The organism is Acinetobacter sp. ANC 4173, assembly GCF_004331255.1.
In the GTDB taxonomy this organism is placed as follows: domain Bacteria; phylum Pseudomonadota; class Gammaproteobacteria; order Pseudomonadales; family Moraxellaceae; genus Acinetobacter.
Map to the genome: position 1 here is coordinate 225,343 of NZ_SJOF01000004.1, position 15,483 is coordinate 240,825.

At 42.5% G+C, this 15,483-nt stretch carries 13 protein-coding genes; 3 read left to right on the forward strand and 10 right to left on the reverse strand.

Features of this window, described 5'->3' with window-relative positions; translation table 11 throughout:
- Positions 1-150 precede the first annotated feature (150 nt).
- On the forward strand, positions 151-1,503 hold the full coding sequence (locus E0H94_RS07375) for an amidohydrolase (RefSeq protein WP_131325798.1): 1,353 nt from the start codon (positions 151-153) through the stop codon (positions 1,501-1,503).
- 110 nt (positions 1,504-1,613) lie between these two features.
- Here the strand turns inward: E0H94_RS07375 and E0H94_RS07380 are convergent, their stop codons facing one another.
- The 10 genes from E0H94_RS07380 to E0H94_RS07425 form a co-directional block, all read right to left on the reverse strand.
- Positions 1,614-2,186, reverse strand: a complete 573-nt coding sequence (locus E0H94_RS07380) for a hypothetical protein (protein ID WP_131325799.1) — start codon at positions 2,184-2,186, stop codon at positions 1,614-1,616.
- 495 nt (positions 2,187-2,681) lie between these two features.
- Entirely contained in the window at positions 2,682-3,857 is a 1,176-nt protein-coding gene (locus E0H94_RS07385) for a cysteine desulfurase family protein (RefSeq protein ID WP_131325800.1), read from the reverse strand.
- 183 nt (positions 3,858-4,040) lie between these two features.
- Entirely contained in the window at positions 4,041-4,829 is a 789-nt protein-coding gene (locus E0H94_RS07390) for an amino acid ABC transporter ATP-binding protein (RefSeq protein WP_131325801.1), read from the reverse strand.
- Entirely contained in the window at positions 4,819-5,736 is a 918-nt protein-coding gene (locus E0H94_RS07395; protein ID WP_131325802.1) for an amino acid ABC transporter permease, read from the reverse strand. The genes E0H94_RS07390 and E0H94_RS07395 overlap by 11 nt, the downstream gene beginning before the upstream one ends.
- Positions 5,733-6,281 (reverse strand): GNAT family N-acetyltransferase, encoded by a 549-nt coding sequence (locus E0H94_RS07400; RefSeq protein ID WP_131325803.1) that lies wholly within the window; start codon positions 6,279-6,281, stop codon positions 5,733-5,735. The genes E0H94_RS07395 and E0H94_RS07400 overlap by 4 nt, the downstream gene beginning before the upstream one ends.
- Before the next feature lie 9 nt (positions 6,282-6,290).
- Complete coding sequence (locus E0H94_RS07405) at positions 6,291-7,259, reverse strand: ABC transporter substrate-binding protein (RefSeq protein ID WP_205679292.1); 969 nt, start codon at positions 7,257-7,259, stop codon at positions 6,291-6,293.
- Position 7,260: 1 nt separating this feature from the next.
- Complete coding sequence (locus E0H94_RS07410) at positions 7,261-8,262, reverse strand: ABC transporter substrate-binding protein (protein WP_131325804.1); 1,002 nt, start codon at positions 8,260-8,262, stop codon at positions 7,261-7,263.
- A complete protein-coding gene (locus E0H94_RS07415) occupies positions 8,249-9,592 on the reverse strand; it encodes an LLM class flavin-dependent oxidoreductase (protein WP_131325805.1) in 1,344 nt (447 codons plus the stop codon). The genes E0H94_RS07410 and E0H94_RS07415 overlap by 14 nt, the downstream gene beginning before the upstream one ends.
- A 1-nt stretch (position 9,593) precedes the next feature.
- Complete coding sequence (locus E0H94_RS07420) at positions 9,594-10,745, reverse strand: amidohydrolase (protein ID WP_131325806.1); 1,152 nt, start codon at positions 10,743-10,745, stop codon at positions 9,594-9,596.
- A gap of 13 nt (positions 10,746-10,758) precedes the next feature.
- Positions 10,759-11,763 carry an MsnO8 family LLM class oxidoreductase gene (locus E0H94_RS07425; RefSeq protein WP_131325807.1) on the reverse strand — a complete coding sequence of 335 codons (1,005 nt, stop codon included), beginning with the start codon at positions 11,761-11,763 and terminating at the stop codon, positions 10,759-10,761.
- A 318-nt stretch (positions 11,764-12,081) separates the two neighbouring features.
- Between E0H94_RS07425 and E0H94_RS07430 the strand changes: the two genes are divergently transcribed.
- Positions 12,082-14,619: a TonB-dependent receptor plug domain-containing protein gene (locus E0H94_RS07430; protein WP_131325808.1), complete on the forward strand. Its 2,538-nt coding sequence runs from the start codon at positions 12,082-12,084 to the stop codon at positions 14,617-14,619.
- Between the two features lie 137 nt (positions 14,620-14,756).
- Positions 14,757-15,377 (forward strand): glutathione S-transferase family protein, encoded by a 621-nt coding sequence (locus E0H94_RS07435; protein WP_131325809.1) that lies wholly within the window; start codon positions 14,757-14,759, stop codon positions 15,375-15,377.
- Positions 15,378-15,483 lie beyond the last annotated feature (106 nt).

Below are 15,483 nucleotides of genomic sequence, written 5' to 3' on the forward strand. Positions count from 1 at the left end.
AACTCGTCTATCTAATGATAATTCGAGCATTCACAATATAAGTTGATACCTTAAAAATCAAAAAATATACCTACATGGTTTTTGCCTTATCTTCAGCACAATGGCATGTTTTACAGCTCAATAATGAATTATCACAAGGCTGTGTATTGCATGAAACCATTCCGATTGTCCTGTTTTGTTACTTCGCTTCTACTCTGTAGTCCTTTAAGTTTTGCCGATTGGATTCATGCTGCTGTCGAAAAAAATGAAGCACAAACTATTCAACTACGTCATCACATTCATCAACATCCAGAACTGGGGAATATGGAGTTTGAAACATCTAAACTGGTGCAACAGCAGCTTAAATCTTATAGTATAGAGGTAAAAACGGGATTTGCGAAAACAGGCGTGATTGGCATATTAAAAGGCGCAAAACCGGGTCCAACGATGGCGTTACGGGCGGATATGGATGCCTTACCCATAGAAGAAAAAACCCAGCTGCCTTTTGCCAGTAAAACCAAAGCCGTTTATCAAGGCAAAGAAGTCCCTGTCATGCACGCTTGTGGGCATGATGCCCATACAGCCATGTTACTTAGCGCTGCTAAAGTATTAGCTGATAATCGCGATAAACTGGCTGGTACAGTCGTTTTTATTTTCCAACCTGCCGAAGAAGGTGGTGCTGACATAGACAATTTCACACAGGGTGCTGAAATTGGTTCACGTAAAATGATTACAGATGGCGCACTTAAAAACCCTAAACCCGAAGTAATTTTTGGCATGCATGTTATGGCTGGCATGCCAAGTAACAATCTCTTTTATAAAGAAGGTGTGATGCTCAATAGTGCGGATCACCTTCGCATTCAAGTCAATGGAAAACAAGTGCATGGTTCTATGCCTTGGGATGGTCGTGACCCGATTTATGCAGCTTCGCAAATGATTAACAATTTACAAAGTTTAATTAGCCGCAGATCCAATCTAACGCAAGGTATGGGCGTGATTAGTATTGGCAGTATTCAGGCAGGAACAACAGGCAATGTCATCCCTGAGCAAGTTAATATGATCGGCACCATCCGTTCAAACAATGAAGACATTCGCCAGAACCTGCTAAAAAATATCCCCATCATGTTAGAACACAATGCTTTAGCCAATGATGTACAGGCGAAGGTCGAAATTGCTGCTTATGCGCCTGTCACCTCAAACAATCCAATACTGACACAACTGATGCAACCCACACTTAAACAAGTTGCTGGTGAAAATAAATTACATGTCCTCAATAATAATGCGAGTGCCAGCGAAGACTTTTCCTATTATGGTCAACTCATGCCTTCGCTTTTTGTTTTTTTAGGTGCAACAGCTCCATCACAAAAAATGGATCAGGCTGCACCAAACCATAATCCATATTTTATGGTTGATGATGCCACCCTAAAAACAGGCGTAGAACTCCATGTTCGTTTTATTCAGGACTATCCGAAGTTCGCCAATCAAATACAAAACCAATGGAAGCAACAAAATGAAAAACTCTAATTAACATGATATGAAAAAAGGGGGTCTTTCAAGATCACCTTTTTAATTCATTACGCTGCCTAGATCATCAACCCCTTCCTTTTAAGCCCAGAGGGTCAATTTGCCAGACCCTAAAGCTCCCTCACCTCTTCCACCAACATCAACTCACATGCCCCATTCCCTGTATCTTCACGACTGAGTGAACTGCGCCACGTCCAACCATCTGCCGATTTCACTTCGACCAAATGTCCCTTTAAATAAATTAGGTCATCTTGATCAACATCCGCCAATTGTTTTGCAATGGATGCATTCGCAGGAATTAAATGTGTATTGGCACTTTGTGTTTCAATGTCTTGGCGTGGAATAGGTGGCTGATTTTCATAACGCCAGTAATACCAACGATTACTTTGGCGAATCGAAAGCTGTTTATACACCGCAGGATCAGCCATTTTCCCCCAACCGAGTGCAAAATCGACAGGGCTAAGCGCTGCTTCACGTCCTGAACGATAGTTTTCCCGTGATAAAACCCGAAATTGTCCTTCATAATCAGCCAAATTGGTCATGGTATAACCATTAAAGGTTTGAACGGTGTCACTGACGCGTTGATAATCTTGGGCATTTTCAATGCTAGGACTTGGCTTCCACCAATAAATTAGCCCTGCAATAATCACAATCAACCAAACAAAATAGGCTCTGCGGCTCATATCCCCCCCAAAAGATTAAATTGCCAACGCTCTTTTTATCTTATTTATTTCACTTTCCGCTAGTATACAAATTAAAATCTTGTGTGATTTAGATGGTTCTTACTTATGATGCAACATCAAGATATTAGATGAGCTATGACACCGCCCTATTTTACTGACGATGGGTTCTTCTTATTTTAGACAACCATGGGGTTGAAGCTTGAGATTGAGGCTAGACATCTCAGATGGTGATGATGAATAATTTTTAATAAAAATAATTCAAATATTTAAATACAAAATCAACCACTATTAAATTACGCCTTACATGTATAAAGATAAAGGACAACCGCTTTCAGGCTTATTCATCGAAACAGGATAACCGTGAATAAGCCTAGAAAAACCTCGAATACACATCCGTTATTTTAATCGAATTGCCCTACATCAAGTTCAAAACTTTTAAAGTCCATATTCATTGTGCCACTTTAAGCTGATGCTAAATTTATAGTGGCATAGAACTTATACAAAGGACAGCTGAAGTGTTTTCTCACTTGACTGCACAAGAGTTCTCAATTCATGCAATAACGCTTCAATATGCTCTTGCGTGGTATACGCACCAAAACTAAAACGTACCGCGTTTGACGCTAAATTTTCACTCAGTCCTAAAGCACTTAATACATGAGAAGGTGCTGCATGATGCGAATTACAAGCCGAGCCACTTGAAACTGCGGCAACCTGTTTAATCGCGGCAATAATAGAATTGGCTCGTTCGCCTAAAAAACTCACATTTAAATAATTTGCGACATGCTGTGTAGCATGGCCATTTAAGTTCACGGGTGTCAAAGCCTGTAAACCTTGCAATAGTTTATTTCTTAGATGTTGGATCCGCTTTTGTTCATCTCCTAAGGCTAATTTAGCCAGTCGGCACGCTTCTCCCATACCTACAATTTGATGTGTGGCTAAAGTTCCCGAACGTAAGCCTTGCTCATGCCCACCACCATGAATTTGGGTCTTGATGTGTTTTTGAATGTCTTGACGAACATAGAGCGCACCGATGCCTTTGGGTCCATATATTTTGTGGGCAGATAAACTGAGTAAATCAATCTGCATCGCCTGAACATCAATGACTTTTTTTCCCGCAGCTTGAGCCGCATCGACGTGAAATAAAATCTGATGTTGATGCGCTAAAAGACCAATGGCCTGAATATCGGTTAATGTGCCAATTTCGTTATTCACCATCATCAGTGAAATTAAAACCGTATTGGGTTGAATGGCTTGTTTGACCTGCTCTGGATGAATCACTCCTGTACCCAATTCAGGCTGTAAGTAAGTGACCTGAAAACCGAGACTTTCTAGCTCTGCACAGGTATCTAAAACGGCCTTATGCTCTATTTTGCTGGTAATAATGTGTTTATTTTTATGCTTATAGGCATCTAAAGTGCCTTTGATCGCGAGGTTATTCGATTCTGTCGCACCTGAAGTCCAAATAATTTCTTGTGGATTGGCATGGATTAAATTGGCAACATGCTGTCTAGACGTGGTGATATGTTTTGCAGCATCCCAACCATAATGATGCGATTGTGAGGCTGGGTTTCCGAAATCACCGTCTACGGACAAACATCGAATCATTGCTTGAGAAATTTCAGGAAGAATAGGTGTTGTTGCTGCATAATCTAAATAAATTAATCTGCTCATTTTAATCACTATTAAAAATAAATTTAAAATGATTATAAAGGATGAAATTTATTCTATTTATATGGATTTAATCATACCTTATCAACAAAATTAAACTTATAAAAAAATCGTTAGTTTTATCATTCACCAACGATTTTAATATATAAAACTAAAATAGATATCATTAAAAAATAAGACTCAAATTTATAAAACCCGAGATAAAAAGTTTTGAGTACGCTCTTCTTTAGGATGTCCCAGAACCTGTTGAACGGTTCCTTGTTCAACAATTCGCCCTTGATCCATAAACACCACATGGTCGGCAACTTCTCGTGCAAAAGCAATTTCATGCGTTACAATCACCATGGTTTTACCTAATTTCGCCAAGCTTTTGATTACATTCAAGACTTCACCTACCAGCTCCGGGTCTAAAGCGGAGGTAGGTTCATCAAATAAGATCACTTTGGGGTCTAAGGCTAAAGCTCTGGCAATAGCAACGCGCTGCTGCTGACCACCGGAAAGTTGTTTGGGCCATGCTTCAACCTTATCTCGAAGCCCCACTAAACCCAATAATTGATTGGCTTTTAAAATGGCTTGATCTTTGCTGAGTTTTTTATGAGCTAAAGGTGCTTCAATAATATTTTGTAAAACATTTAAATGCGGAAACAGATTAAAATTCTGAAATACATAACCCACCGATTTACGTTGTTTTAAAATATCTCGTTCTTTTAACTCATAGAGTTTATCGCCTTTTTTCCGATAGCCGATAAACTCATCATCAATTTGAATAAATCCTGCATCTACACGTTCTAAATGATTTATCGTTCGTAATAAAGTGGATTTACCTGACCCTGATGGACCAATAATCACCGTCACGGATCCCGCTGGAATATCCAGGCTAATATCCTGTAATGCCGCATGTCCCGCATAATTTTTAAATACATGGCTCACTTGAATATGACCATTTGTAGGCGATGCGGATTGATTAATGATCATAGCTGGCTCCTATACGCGGCTGAGTCGCTTGTGGCTGCGCTTTCTTGAAAAAAGCAAAACTATTAATGGCTGATTTCCGCTCGCCTTTCGCCAATACTTTTTCGATATACCATTGCACGATGGAAAAAACACTGGTGACGATTACATACCAAACGGCGGCAACCATCAACAACGGAATCACTTCTTGATTACGGTTATAGATCATTTGTACGGTGTAAAAGAGTTCAGGCATTGCCAAAACATACACAATCGATGTGCCTTTAGATAAACCGACACATTCGTTAATAATCGCGGGGATAATACTGCGAATCGATTGCGGTAAAATAATCCGTGTTGTACGGCGCCACCATGACAGACCCAATGCTGCCGCTGCTTCAAATTGACCATGATCGACAGACAAAATCCCACCACGGATGACTTCCGCGGTATAAGCGCTTTGTACAATCACCAAACCGACTAAAGCCGTTGAGAACTGATCCAGTGCATTGATGGTTTTAAACTGAGCAAAGACCGTGTCGGTAAAAGGCACACCGACATTGATATATTCATATAAATAAGAAAAGTTATAGAGAATAATCAACACCAACAGCAGTGGTAATGATCTGAACATCCAGATATACACCCATGCCAGTGAGCGAATTAACCATGAGGAAGACAGCCTCATCATGGCCACAACAGTGCCCAAAATTAAACTAAACACGATTGACCAAAAGGTCAGTTTCAGGGTCATCAACAAGCCCTGAAGAATCGCAGGGTCAAAGAACCACTGTCGAAAAACAGACCAGCCCCAGTTTTTGTTGGAAAAAATCGACTCAGCAACCACTGCAATAATTAATATCGAAAATGCCACACCAATGTAACGCAGTGGATGACGCGCTGGAACGATTTTATAGTGCTCTAAACTCATGCGACCTCCTTTTGCAGTAAGGTCTTTCTAAAAGGAAGCCCACCGTGTAAAGGTGCGCCAATATAGCGATCAAAATTAAAATCTGGGGTGAGTTCAAACTGCGGTTCATACCCTAGGCTCAAATACAATTTCACGGCTGGAATCTGTTTAAACCCTGTGGTGAGAAAGATTTTGCGATACCCCGCAGCAAGTGCACTTCGTTCAAGCTCTTTGACTATTTTTGCAGCCAGCCCTTGTTTACGTAAGTTTTGATGTGACCAAATCCGTTTCAGCTCTGCGGTTTCTGCGTCATAGCGTTTATAGGCACCCATTGCAATCACTTCATCATCACGTTTCAGCACCACAAACAAGCCATGCGGCGGTAAAAAATCTTCCGCGCCTTCATAGCGTTCCCGATGTGTGGCTTTTTTACGTTCATCAATGACTTGAGCATCTTGGCGTGCAAAAAAGTCACCATAAATTTCTTCATATTCTGCAAATAACTGATCAAGTAAAGGCTGTGCTTCAGGCACATCAACAGGCATTTGGATAAATTTTTCTTGCATAACGACCTCTTATTTATCCTGAATCAGTGGGTTAATCACTGATTGTGGAATTCCTTCATTTTGTAAATTCCAACGTGATAGCACTTGGCTATATTTGCCATTCGCAATGACACCGTTTATAGATGTTTGAATGGCATTCACCAGACCTGTGCCTTTTTTGACGGCAACTGCAACGGACCATGTCCCATCTAAGGTGCCCACTGCTTTAATATTGGCACCATTGGCTTGTTGCCATACCCCCATCACATTGGGAATCAGGTAAGCATCGACACGACCAGACTGCAATGCCAAATTTGCAGCTGCACCGTCTTCTAAATAAATGGGCTGTGCTGGATTCAGCCCTTTTTGCTGATTGTTTTTAATCCAGTTCAACAGCAGCCGTTCCTGATTGGTGCCAGAACCGACCACGATTTTGAGTCCCGCAATATCATCAGGCGTTTTAATCGCTTGGATTTTGCTGTCTTTGGTCACATAAAAAGCCAACATGTCTTGACGATAGGTCGCAAAGTCATATTTCTGCTTACGCAGTTCGGTGACCGCAATATTGCTGAGTACGGCATCGAATTTTCCCGATGCCAAACCGAGCGGCCAGTTCTCCCACGAACTTGGAATCACCTGAAGTTTGAGACCTAAACTGTCGGCAATCAGCTGTGCAATATCAATTTCACTGCCTATACGAGTCTGGTTATCTTCCGCCAAAACATGGAGGGGTGGAAAACTGTTGGTTCCCACAGTAACAGTAAAATAGCCCTTATTTACAAACTTAAAACCTTGCGGCAATTGAGCAATAGCCTCCGCATTTTTAGCACTACGAATAGCCACCATGTTATTTCTTAAAGTCTGTTGCTCTTTTGCCGAAAACTCAGTTTTCAAACGATGTTCTTGCGTATGAGTTGCTTTCTCATTGTTATAGCAACCCGTGATGCTTAGAGTCGCCAGTGTCAGACCAAAAACCACCGCTGTCTGGGCGTTGTACATTTTAGTCTCCCAACCCCAGCGGGTTGATTACAGAATGCTGAATCGCTTCTGCCTGTGCCCCCCAGCGCACTAAGACTTTTTGATACTCGCCTGTTTGAATTACCCCATTTAAAGCGGTCTGCACGGCATCGGCCAAGCCACCGCCTTTTTTCAGTGTGACCCCCAATTCGGCAGGTCGTGTTCCACCGCCGAGTGCTGTGCCTGCCAAACGGATTTTTGCACCATTTGCCGCTTGCCATGCGTAAGCGACATTAGGGCCAAATAAAGCATCAACCCGCCCAGACTGGAGTGCCAAACTTGCAGATGCGCCATCATCGTAATAAAGTGCTTGTCCCGGTGGCAGACCTTTCTTTTTGTTGTGCTCAATCCAGTCCAGCAGTACTTTTTCCTGATTGGTACCAGAACCGACAATCACTTTTAAACCAGAAATATCCTCGGGACCTTTGATGGCTTTGACTTTACTTTTCTCTGAGACATAAAAAGCCAATACATCTTGACGATAAGTCGCAAAGTCGAATTTCTCCTTACGTTCTTTGGTCACGGTGACATTGGCAATGGCTGCATCATATTTGCCACTAAGGACACCTAAAGGCCAGTCTTCCCATGAAGTGCGAACCAATTTCAGCTTTAAGCCCAAACTGTCTGCAATCAAACGGGCAATATCAATTTCTGTTCCAATATAAGTTTGGTTATCAGGACCTAACACACTTAGAGGCGGTGCGCCTGAAATTGTAGCAACGGTAAAATAACCTGCATTTACAAATTTAAAATCTTTCGGAACTTTTTGGCTGGCTTCCGCATTTTGAGCAACATGAATAGGCGTCATATTCTGTTTTAATTTGGCCAGCTCACGACTATAAAAATCGGTTTTATCGGTCGCTTTTGCAGACTCGGCTGTTGAGCTAGCCGTTTGCGTTGATGCTTGTTCTTTACTGCATCCAACCAGAGAAACACCAACCAACAGTGCCAAACCAATCGCCAAAGGTGTTTTATTCAACCGCATGAAGCTGTTCCTTTTCTGATGGTTCAAATTGATTGTCTGGTCGCTTTAAACCAAAACTAGCGCGTAAAGTGGTGCCTGGATATTCAGTACGATATAGCCCACGCTGTTGCAGCAATGGCACAACTTTTTCAATAAAGGTATCTAAAGTTTTAGGGGTTGCACCCGCAATAATGAAGCCATCTGCCGCCTCTTCTTTTACCCACAGTTCCAACTGATCTGCGACTTCTTCTACCGTTCCAGCAAAAGGTGGACGAGGAGTTGCCGCTTGCAGTGCAACCTGACGCAAAGTTAAATTCTCTGCTTTGGCTTTACGTTTAATTTCATCCGTGCCGCTTTTGAAGCTGTTTTCACCCAGTGTGCCCAGTTCTGGAAAAGGTGCATCGAGTTCATACTGAGAAAAATCATGATGTTCAAAGAAACGGCCTAAATAATTCAGCGCGTCGTCTATCGTCACCAATGCAGCAGTTTCAAGATATTGATGCTCTACGTCTTCAGCAGAATCTCCAATCAAAACCCCAATCCCTTGGAAAATCAGCAAATCATCTGCGTCACGACCATTCTTAATCACTTGTTGTTTCACATCTAAGTAAAACGCTTGTGCTTCTTCCAAAGAGGCTTGATGGGTAAAAATGGCATCGGCATGTTTTGCGGCTAATGCACGACCTGCGCCGGATGCTCCGGCTTGGAATAGAATCGGGCGGTCTTGTGGTGAACGCTCCACATTGAGGGGGCCTGCCACTTCAAAGTGTTTTCCTTTGTGATTTAACGTATGTAATTTACTGCGTTCAAAAAATTGCCCTGTTTCTTTATTGCGAACGAAAGCACCTTCACCCCACGAATCCCAAAGCCCTTTAGCCACTTGCAAATATTCATCTGCAATTTCATAACGTTGACTGTGCTCAGGATGCTGCTTGCGGGTATGATTTTTTGCAGTACCTTCAAGTGGTGTGGTCACCACATTCCATCCTGCACGTCCACCACTTAAATGATCCAGACTGGCAAACTGACGCGCAATCGTAAACGGTTCACTATATGAGGTCGATACTGTACCCACCAAACCAATATTTTTGGTCACACTGGCTAAGGCTGAAAGCAACGTAATCGGTTCAAAACGATTCAGAAAATGGGGAATCGATTTTTCATTGATATATAGACCATCCGCCACAAAGACAAAATCAAACTTTGCCTGTTCTGCTTGAAGTGCGACATTTTTGGCAAAGTCAAAATTGATGCTGGCATCAACTACTGCTTCAGGATGGCGCCATGCAGACATATTTCCGTTTGCACCGTGTAAGATAGTTCCAAGGCGAATTTGTTTGTTATTACTCATATTAGACCTCTGCGTTTTTATGAATAGACTCAAGTGCTTGTGTTGCTAAGGCAGCAAAGTACTGAGCAGCTGGATAAATTAAGGATTCATTGGGTTGATATTGCGGATGGTGCAGACCGAAGTGACTGGCACTGCCGATACTGACAAAGGCACCCGGGATCTGTTCTAAATAGGCGCCAAAGTCTTCACCGATCAAATAAAGTGGCGCATCTTGCACCTCATAACCTTGCGCATGTGCAACGCTTTGGCTCAGTTCAGTCCATGTTGCAGTGTTAATTAATGCAGCGGGGCCATTGTCCCAATCCACAGCAATCTCAACTGAATGAGCAAGTGCAATACCTTGTGCAATTTGTTTAAGTTTTTGTTCAACTGCTAAGCGAACCTCTGGAGAATGGGTTCGTACCGTACCCTCCAAGTGCGCTTCTTCTGGCAAGATGTTCCAACTGGTGCCTGCATGCACTTGGGTGATACTGACCACACAGGTGTCCAAATTATTAATGCTGCGACTGGCAATGGTTTGCACTGCACTAATCAACTGTGCCGCGACCACAATCGGGTCTTTGGTTTCATGCGGACGACCTGCATGACCGCCTTTGCCTTTAATCACAATCTTGAATCGATCGACGTTGGCATAAAATCCACCAGCACGTGTCGCAAAAGTGCCTAGAGGTAACTCAGGGACATTATGAAAACCGAAAATGGCGGATACATCTTCCAAGGCACCACTATTGATTACCTCATAAGCACCACTATAGGTTTCTTCAGCGGGCTGAAAAATAACGCGTACCGTACCTTTTAATTCAGACGCTTGCGCTTTGAGTAAAATCGCAGCGCCTAAAATGGTCGAGCTATGCAAATCATGTCCGCAGGCATGCATGACCCCATCGTGAGTCGAACGAAAGTCTTGCTCAATCTCTTCATGAATGGGTAACGCATCAATATCTGCACGAATAGCGACAATTGGATGACCACTGCCAATATCCGCAATCAGTCCTGTTTTTAAACCCCAAGTTGAAGTTTCAATGCCGTATTCAGACAGCCATTGTTTTAACTTATCGGTGGTTTGAAATTCTTGCCCTGATAATTCTGGATGACGGTGTAACGCATGTCTCCAACTCAGCAACTGCTGTTCAAGTAATGGTCTATTTGACATCAATTTCTCCAACTCAAGCTGCAAGCACAGCGTGCTGCGCCAGTAAAGTTAGAGATTTCAGACGCGTTGCATGATCCAACAGTGGTGATTCGACAATAAATTCATGAATTCCATATTGTTGATGCAAAGCGTGTAATTGCTGATGAATATCATCGGCAGTACCTTTAATAATGTTCAGCTGCTCTTTTTTAAGGCTTTTAATCGCAGATTGAGCTTGTCGCGAAAACTCTTGCCCACTTTGCTCATTCGGAATCTTTACCCTTTGACCATTCTCAAGTTCTAAGGTCCACACCGACAGTCCTGCTGCCAGTTCTTCCGCTTGATCACGGCTATCCGCCACAATAATTTGTGCTGCAACAATGGCCCGTTCCCCTGCCGAATGGTGTGAGTAGGTCTGCAACGCATCTTGAAGTAAGGTGGCATCGCCATTTAAATGCGCAGCAAATACGAAGTTCCAGCCTAAATCTGCTGCAAGTCGAGCGCTTTCAATGCTTGCCCCCAATAAGAACTTTTCTGCACTTTGCTGAGGTATGGGTGTTGCAGCAACCTGATCAGGCTGATTTCGATCTAATTTTGCATTCAAATAATGATCTAATGCCTGTAGCTGCGCTTTAAAGTTGCCCTTTTGCGTTTGGTCTAACCCAAGTTGTAATGCCTGCGTTGAAACAGGAAAACCACCAGGTGCTTTGCCTACGCCCAAGTCCACGCGGTCATGTGCCAAATTTGCCAAAACATTAAAATTTTCCGCAACTTTATAAGGGCTATAGTGCTGTAACATTACCCCGCCCGAGCCAATTCGAATGCTTTTAGTCTGTGCCAATAACCATGCAATCAAGATTTCAGGTGATGGACTTGATAATAGCGCTGTGGAATGGTGCTCAGCCACCCAATAACGATAGAACCCTAACGCTTCTGCTGTTTGAGCAATTTGCAAGGCATTTTTAAATGACTGTTCCGCGCTGATACCTTCGGCTCTTGGGCATTTATCCAATATGCTTAATTTATAACTCAGCCCCATTTTCTATTTTCCAAAAGATATAAAGTTGGGACCTATTAAACTAATTTTCGCTTTAAAAATTAAATATTAAATAAACTTAAAGTTATATAAAAAAGAGAAAAAACAGAGCCAATTAAAAAAACAATCGATTATAAAAAATAATGAATTAATTATTCAAATATTCAAAATAAAACTTCCAATTAAAAGTGATATTAAAATGACTATTTAATATTTAACAATAAAAAAACAATCGATATATTGACTTACCAGAGTCGGCACACTCACCTGCTTATTGATTTAAAAAAACCTCTCCGAATTACATCATCATTGGAAAATATAATGCTGCACACCAAGTTAATACAGCCTCAGCCTGAAAAGCCGGGTTTTAAAATATCACTCCTTCATCAATCCATTTTTTTTGCATTAACTTGCGGAATTACCGGCTCAATCTACGCTGAAGATATTCAGCAAAAAACCGTAACATCCGTTGAAAAAGAAGATGTTCAACAACTCGAAAGCGTGGTGGTCGTAGGCAACCGTGGTGGTATTCGTACCATCACTGAAAGCCCTGCACCCGTAGACGTGATTAGTGGTGAACAACTCCTCAAACAAGGCAATACCCTCGCGCTAAGAGACATTTTGGCCAAAGTAATTCCCTCTTTTAGTGTGGCTACTGTGCCTAGCCAGCCCGATGGTTACGGAGCTGTTGCCCGTTCTGCGGGTTTACGTGGTTTGGGTGGTGGGCATACGCTTGTTCTCGTGAATGGGAAACGTCGTCATGTCGGGGCTTTGGCCATTAATAAATACGGCTTTGGCGAGGGCTACCAAGCAGCGGACTTAGACCTGATCCCAATTGGTGCTATTGCACGAGTTGAAGTTTTACGTGATGGTGCAGCCGCTCAATACGGTTCTGATGCCATTGCAGGGGTCATCAATATTGTGCTCAAATCGGCAGATAATGGCGGCAATATTAGTGCCACCTATGGCGGGCGAGAACACTATGATGGAACGGGTCGAAACGGAGAAACCTTCCAACTGAATACCAACGTTGGTGCACCACTGGGTCAAGAAGGTTTTATCAATTTGGGTTTTGACCTAAAAAATCAGGATGCTACCACCCGTGCTGGCCCTGTTTCAGGCAATATTTATTCAAAAGTAAATGGTCAAGATGACCCACGCGAAGCCACGGTAGATCGTAATTTAAATAAATTGGGTTTGCCTTCGGTTGAACAACTTAATGTTTCTGCAAATGCTGAACTGCCTTTGAGTAAAGCCGCAACCTTATATAGTTACACCACCGCAGGCTGGCGCGATGCCTCGACTGGTGCCTCTTACCGTCGCCCGAACTCTAGATCGGGTATTGTTGAAATATTCCCGAATGGTACGACACCCGATGTCATTTTAAATGAAACAGATGTGCAAACTGTTTGGGGACTAAAAGGTGATGATGTACTCAGTTGGGCATGGGATGCGAGTAGTTCTTATGGCAAAAATACACAAGATCACTCTACGCGAAACAACCTCAATCCATCTCTTGGACCCTCTAGCCCGACTTCATTTGGGCTGCAAAGATATGAAGCATATCAATGGGTCAGCAATCTTGACCTGAAGAAAACCTTCGATATTGGTTTTGGTGCCAATCCACTGAGTGTTGCTTGGGGACTAGACTATCGTAAAGAAGGTTGGGCATCTAAAGCCACTGATCCTTTAGCCTATAAAAATGGCGGTTATATTATTCCTACAGGTGATAATGCAGGTTTACCTGCAACCGTTGGAACCTTTGGTGCCCGGGTGTTACTACCTGAAGATGAAGCCGATATTAGCCGGACTAACACGGCTGCCTATTTAGATTTAGGATTAGATGTAACCAAGAACTGGTTTGTGGGTTTAGCAGGTCGTTTCGAGCATTATGATGACAGTTCGGGCGATACCTTTAACGGTAAAATTAACAGCCGTTATGAGTTCAACCCACAACTGGCGGTACGCGGAACAGCCAGCACAGGCTTTATTGCCCCCTCTTTATATCAACAAGGTTTTGCCAGTACGGGCATTGTAAGTACGGTAAACAATGGCGTTCGCTCAGATGTCTACAGTAAATCGGTGCGTACCGATTCTGCATTAGGCAAAGCTTTAGGTGCAGAGGCCCTCGATCCTACCGAATCGACTAACTTCTCACTGGGTTTAACGTATAGCCCATTCAAGAACTTTAATCTTGCAGTCGATGCTTATCGTATTGAATTAAAAGACCGTATTGCGTCCACGGCAGGTCTTACAGGAACTGGCATCAATAACATCTTGGCAGCAAACGGTTTTTCTAACGTCAACTATGTCACCTACTATGCCAACTTATTTGATACAGAAACCAATGGGGTCGATGTTGTTGCGGACTATACCCAACAGCTGAATAAATATGGTCGTATCCGCTGGAGCTTGGGCTTCAACTGGAATGAAACCGATATTACAGCAATTGCAGATAATCCAAGCCAGTTAGACGGTATCAACATTGATCGTATCACCCGTCGCACCAAAGGCATGATCACCGATGCAGATCCGAAAACCAAATTCACGTTGGCTGCGAATTGGCAATACGCAAAACTGGATTTAAATACGCGCCTGTCCCGTTATGGCAGTTACATTGCACGCAGCGAAACAGCGGCGACAGACCAAACTTTTGATGCTAAATGGATTGTAGACCTAGATGCGACCTATAACCTTACAGACAGCCTGTCCTTTACTTTAGGCGCAGATAACGTGTTCAACACCTACCCTGAAAAATCCAACATTGTCGATGGCTTAGGTGAAAACTACTATGCTCAGCTTTCGCCTTTTGGACTGTATGGTGGTTATTACTATGGACGTGTCAATTACCGCTTCTAAAAACATTTAAACCTAAATACTTTGGTGAAATTTCAATATCGCCTATGTCATTTTGACTATTCAGAATGGCGATTGCTTAAATGCTAGATTTCACCAAAGTACTGCTTCACACACATCCAAAATTTTTGAGAAAATATATGAGCATTACCATTTGGGGTAGACCCAACTCTTTAAATGTCCACAAAGTACTTTGGCTAGCAGCCGAACTTGGACTTCAATTTGAACATATTCCTGCGGGACAACAGTATGGTGTGATTGATACTGCCGAGTTTTTAGCACTCAATCCCAATGGTCTAATTCCTGTCATTCAAGATAGTGACACGGTTTTGTGGGAATCAAATACCATTTTACGTTATCTGACTGAAGTGTATGGGAAAAATTCATTATGGATTGAAGATCCACGCTTACGCTTTAGCGCAGAAAAATGGATTGACTGGTACACCACCACCGTCCTGCCTGTGTTTGGGATCGTGTTCTTTAATTTGGTTCGTCAGCCTGAAGACAAAAGAGATTTGGCTGCGGTCAAAGTCGCAGCAGAAAAACTAGAAAAGATCTTGGATGTTGCCAATGCTGAGTTGGCTAAACAGCCCTATCTGTCTGGCTCTCATTTTGGCGTTGCGGATATTCCGTTGGCTTTAGCGCTCAATCACTGGTTCAATTTAGATGTTGAGCGCCAGCATGATCATACGCACTTAAAAGCATGGATCGAACGTATTAGAGCGCGTGAGCACTTTTTAAAAGTGGCCAATATTCTTTAGTTAAGCATTATTGCACCATTTTTAAAAATCTTAGCTTTAAATAGCATAAGGCTGTCCTGTATACGGACAGTCTTATTGCATATAAATAGATTTGTTTAGCAGAGAT

What these genes read in the sequence shown, in the direction of transcription:
- E0H94_RS07415 (WP_131325805.1), bottom strand. Translation starts at nt 9,592, where the DNA reads ATGAGTAATAACAAACAAATTCGCCTTGGAACTATCTTACACGGTGCA.
- E0H94_RS07425 (WP_131325807.1), bottom strand. Translation starts at nt 11,763, where the DNA reads ATGGGGCTGAGTTATAAATTAAGCATATTGGATAAATGCCCAAGAGCC.
- E0H94_RS07395 (WP_131325802.1), bottom strand. Translation starts at nt 5,736, where the DNA reads ATGAGTTTAGAGCACTATAAAATCGTTCCAGCGCGTCATCCACTGCGT.
- E0H94_RS07435 (WP_131325809.1), top strand. Translation starts at nt 14,757, where the DNA reads ATGAGCATTACCATTTGGGGTAGACCCAACTCTTTAAATGTCCACAAA.
- E0H94_RS07380 (WP_131325799.1), bottom strand. Translation starts at nt 2,186, where the DNA reads ATGAGCCGCAGAGCCTATTTTGTTTGGTTGATTGTGATTATTGCAGGG.
- E0H94_RS07400 (WP_131325803.1), bottom strand. Translation starts at nt 6,281, where the DNA reads ATGCAAGAAAAATTTATCCAAATGCCTGTTGATGTGCCTGAAGCACAG.
- E0H94_RS07410 (WP_131325804.1), bottom strand. Translation starts at nt 8,262, where the DNA reads ATGCGGTTGAATAAAACACCTTTGGCGATTGGTTTGGCACTGTTGGTT.
- E0H94_RS07420 (WP_131325806.1), bottom strand. Translation starts at nt 10,745, where the DNA reads ATGTCAAATAGACCATTACTTGAACAGCAGTTGCTGAGTTGGAGACAT.
- E0H94_RS07390 (WP_131325801.1), bottom strand. Translation starts at nt 4,829, where the DNA reads ATGATCATTAATCAATCCGCATCGCCTACAAATGGTCATATTCAAGTG.
- E0H94_RS07385 (WP_131325800.1), bottom strand. Translation starts at nt 3,857, where the DNA reads ATGAGCAGATTAATTTATTTAGATTATGCAGCAACAACACCTATTCTT.
- E0H94_RS07430 (WP_131325808.1), top strand. Translation starts at nt 12,082, where the DNA reads ATGCTGCACACCAAGTTAATACAGCCTCAGCCTGAAAAGCCGGGTTTT.
- E0H94_RS07375 (WP_131325798.1), top strand. Translation starts at nt 151, where the DNA reads ATGAAACCATTCCGATTGTCCTGTTTTGTTACTTCGCTTCTACTCTGT.
- E0H94_RS07405 (WP_205679292.1), bottom strand. Translation starts at nt 7,259, where the DNA reads ATGTACAACGCCCAGACAGCGGTGGTTTTTGGTCTGACACTGGCGACT.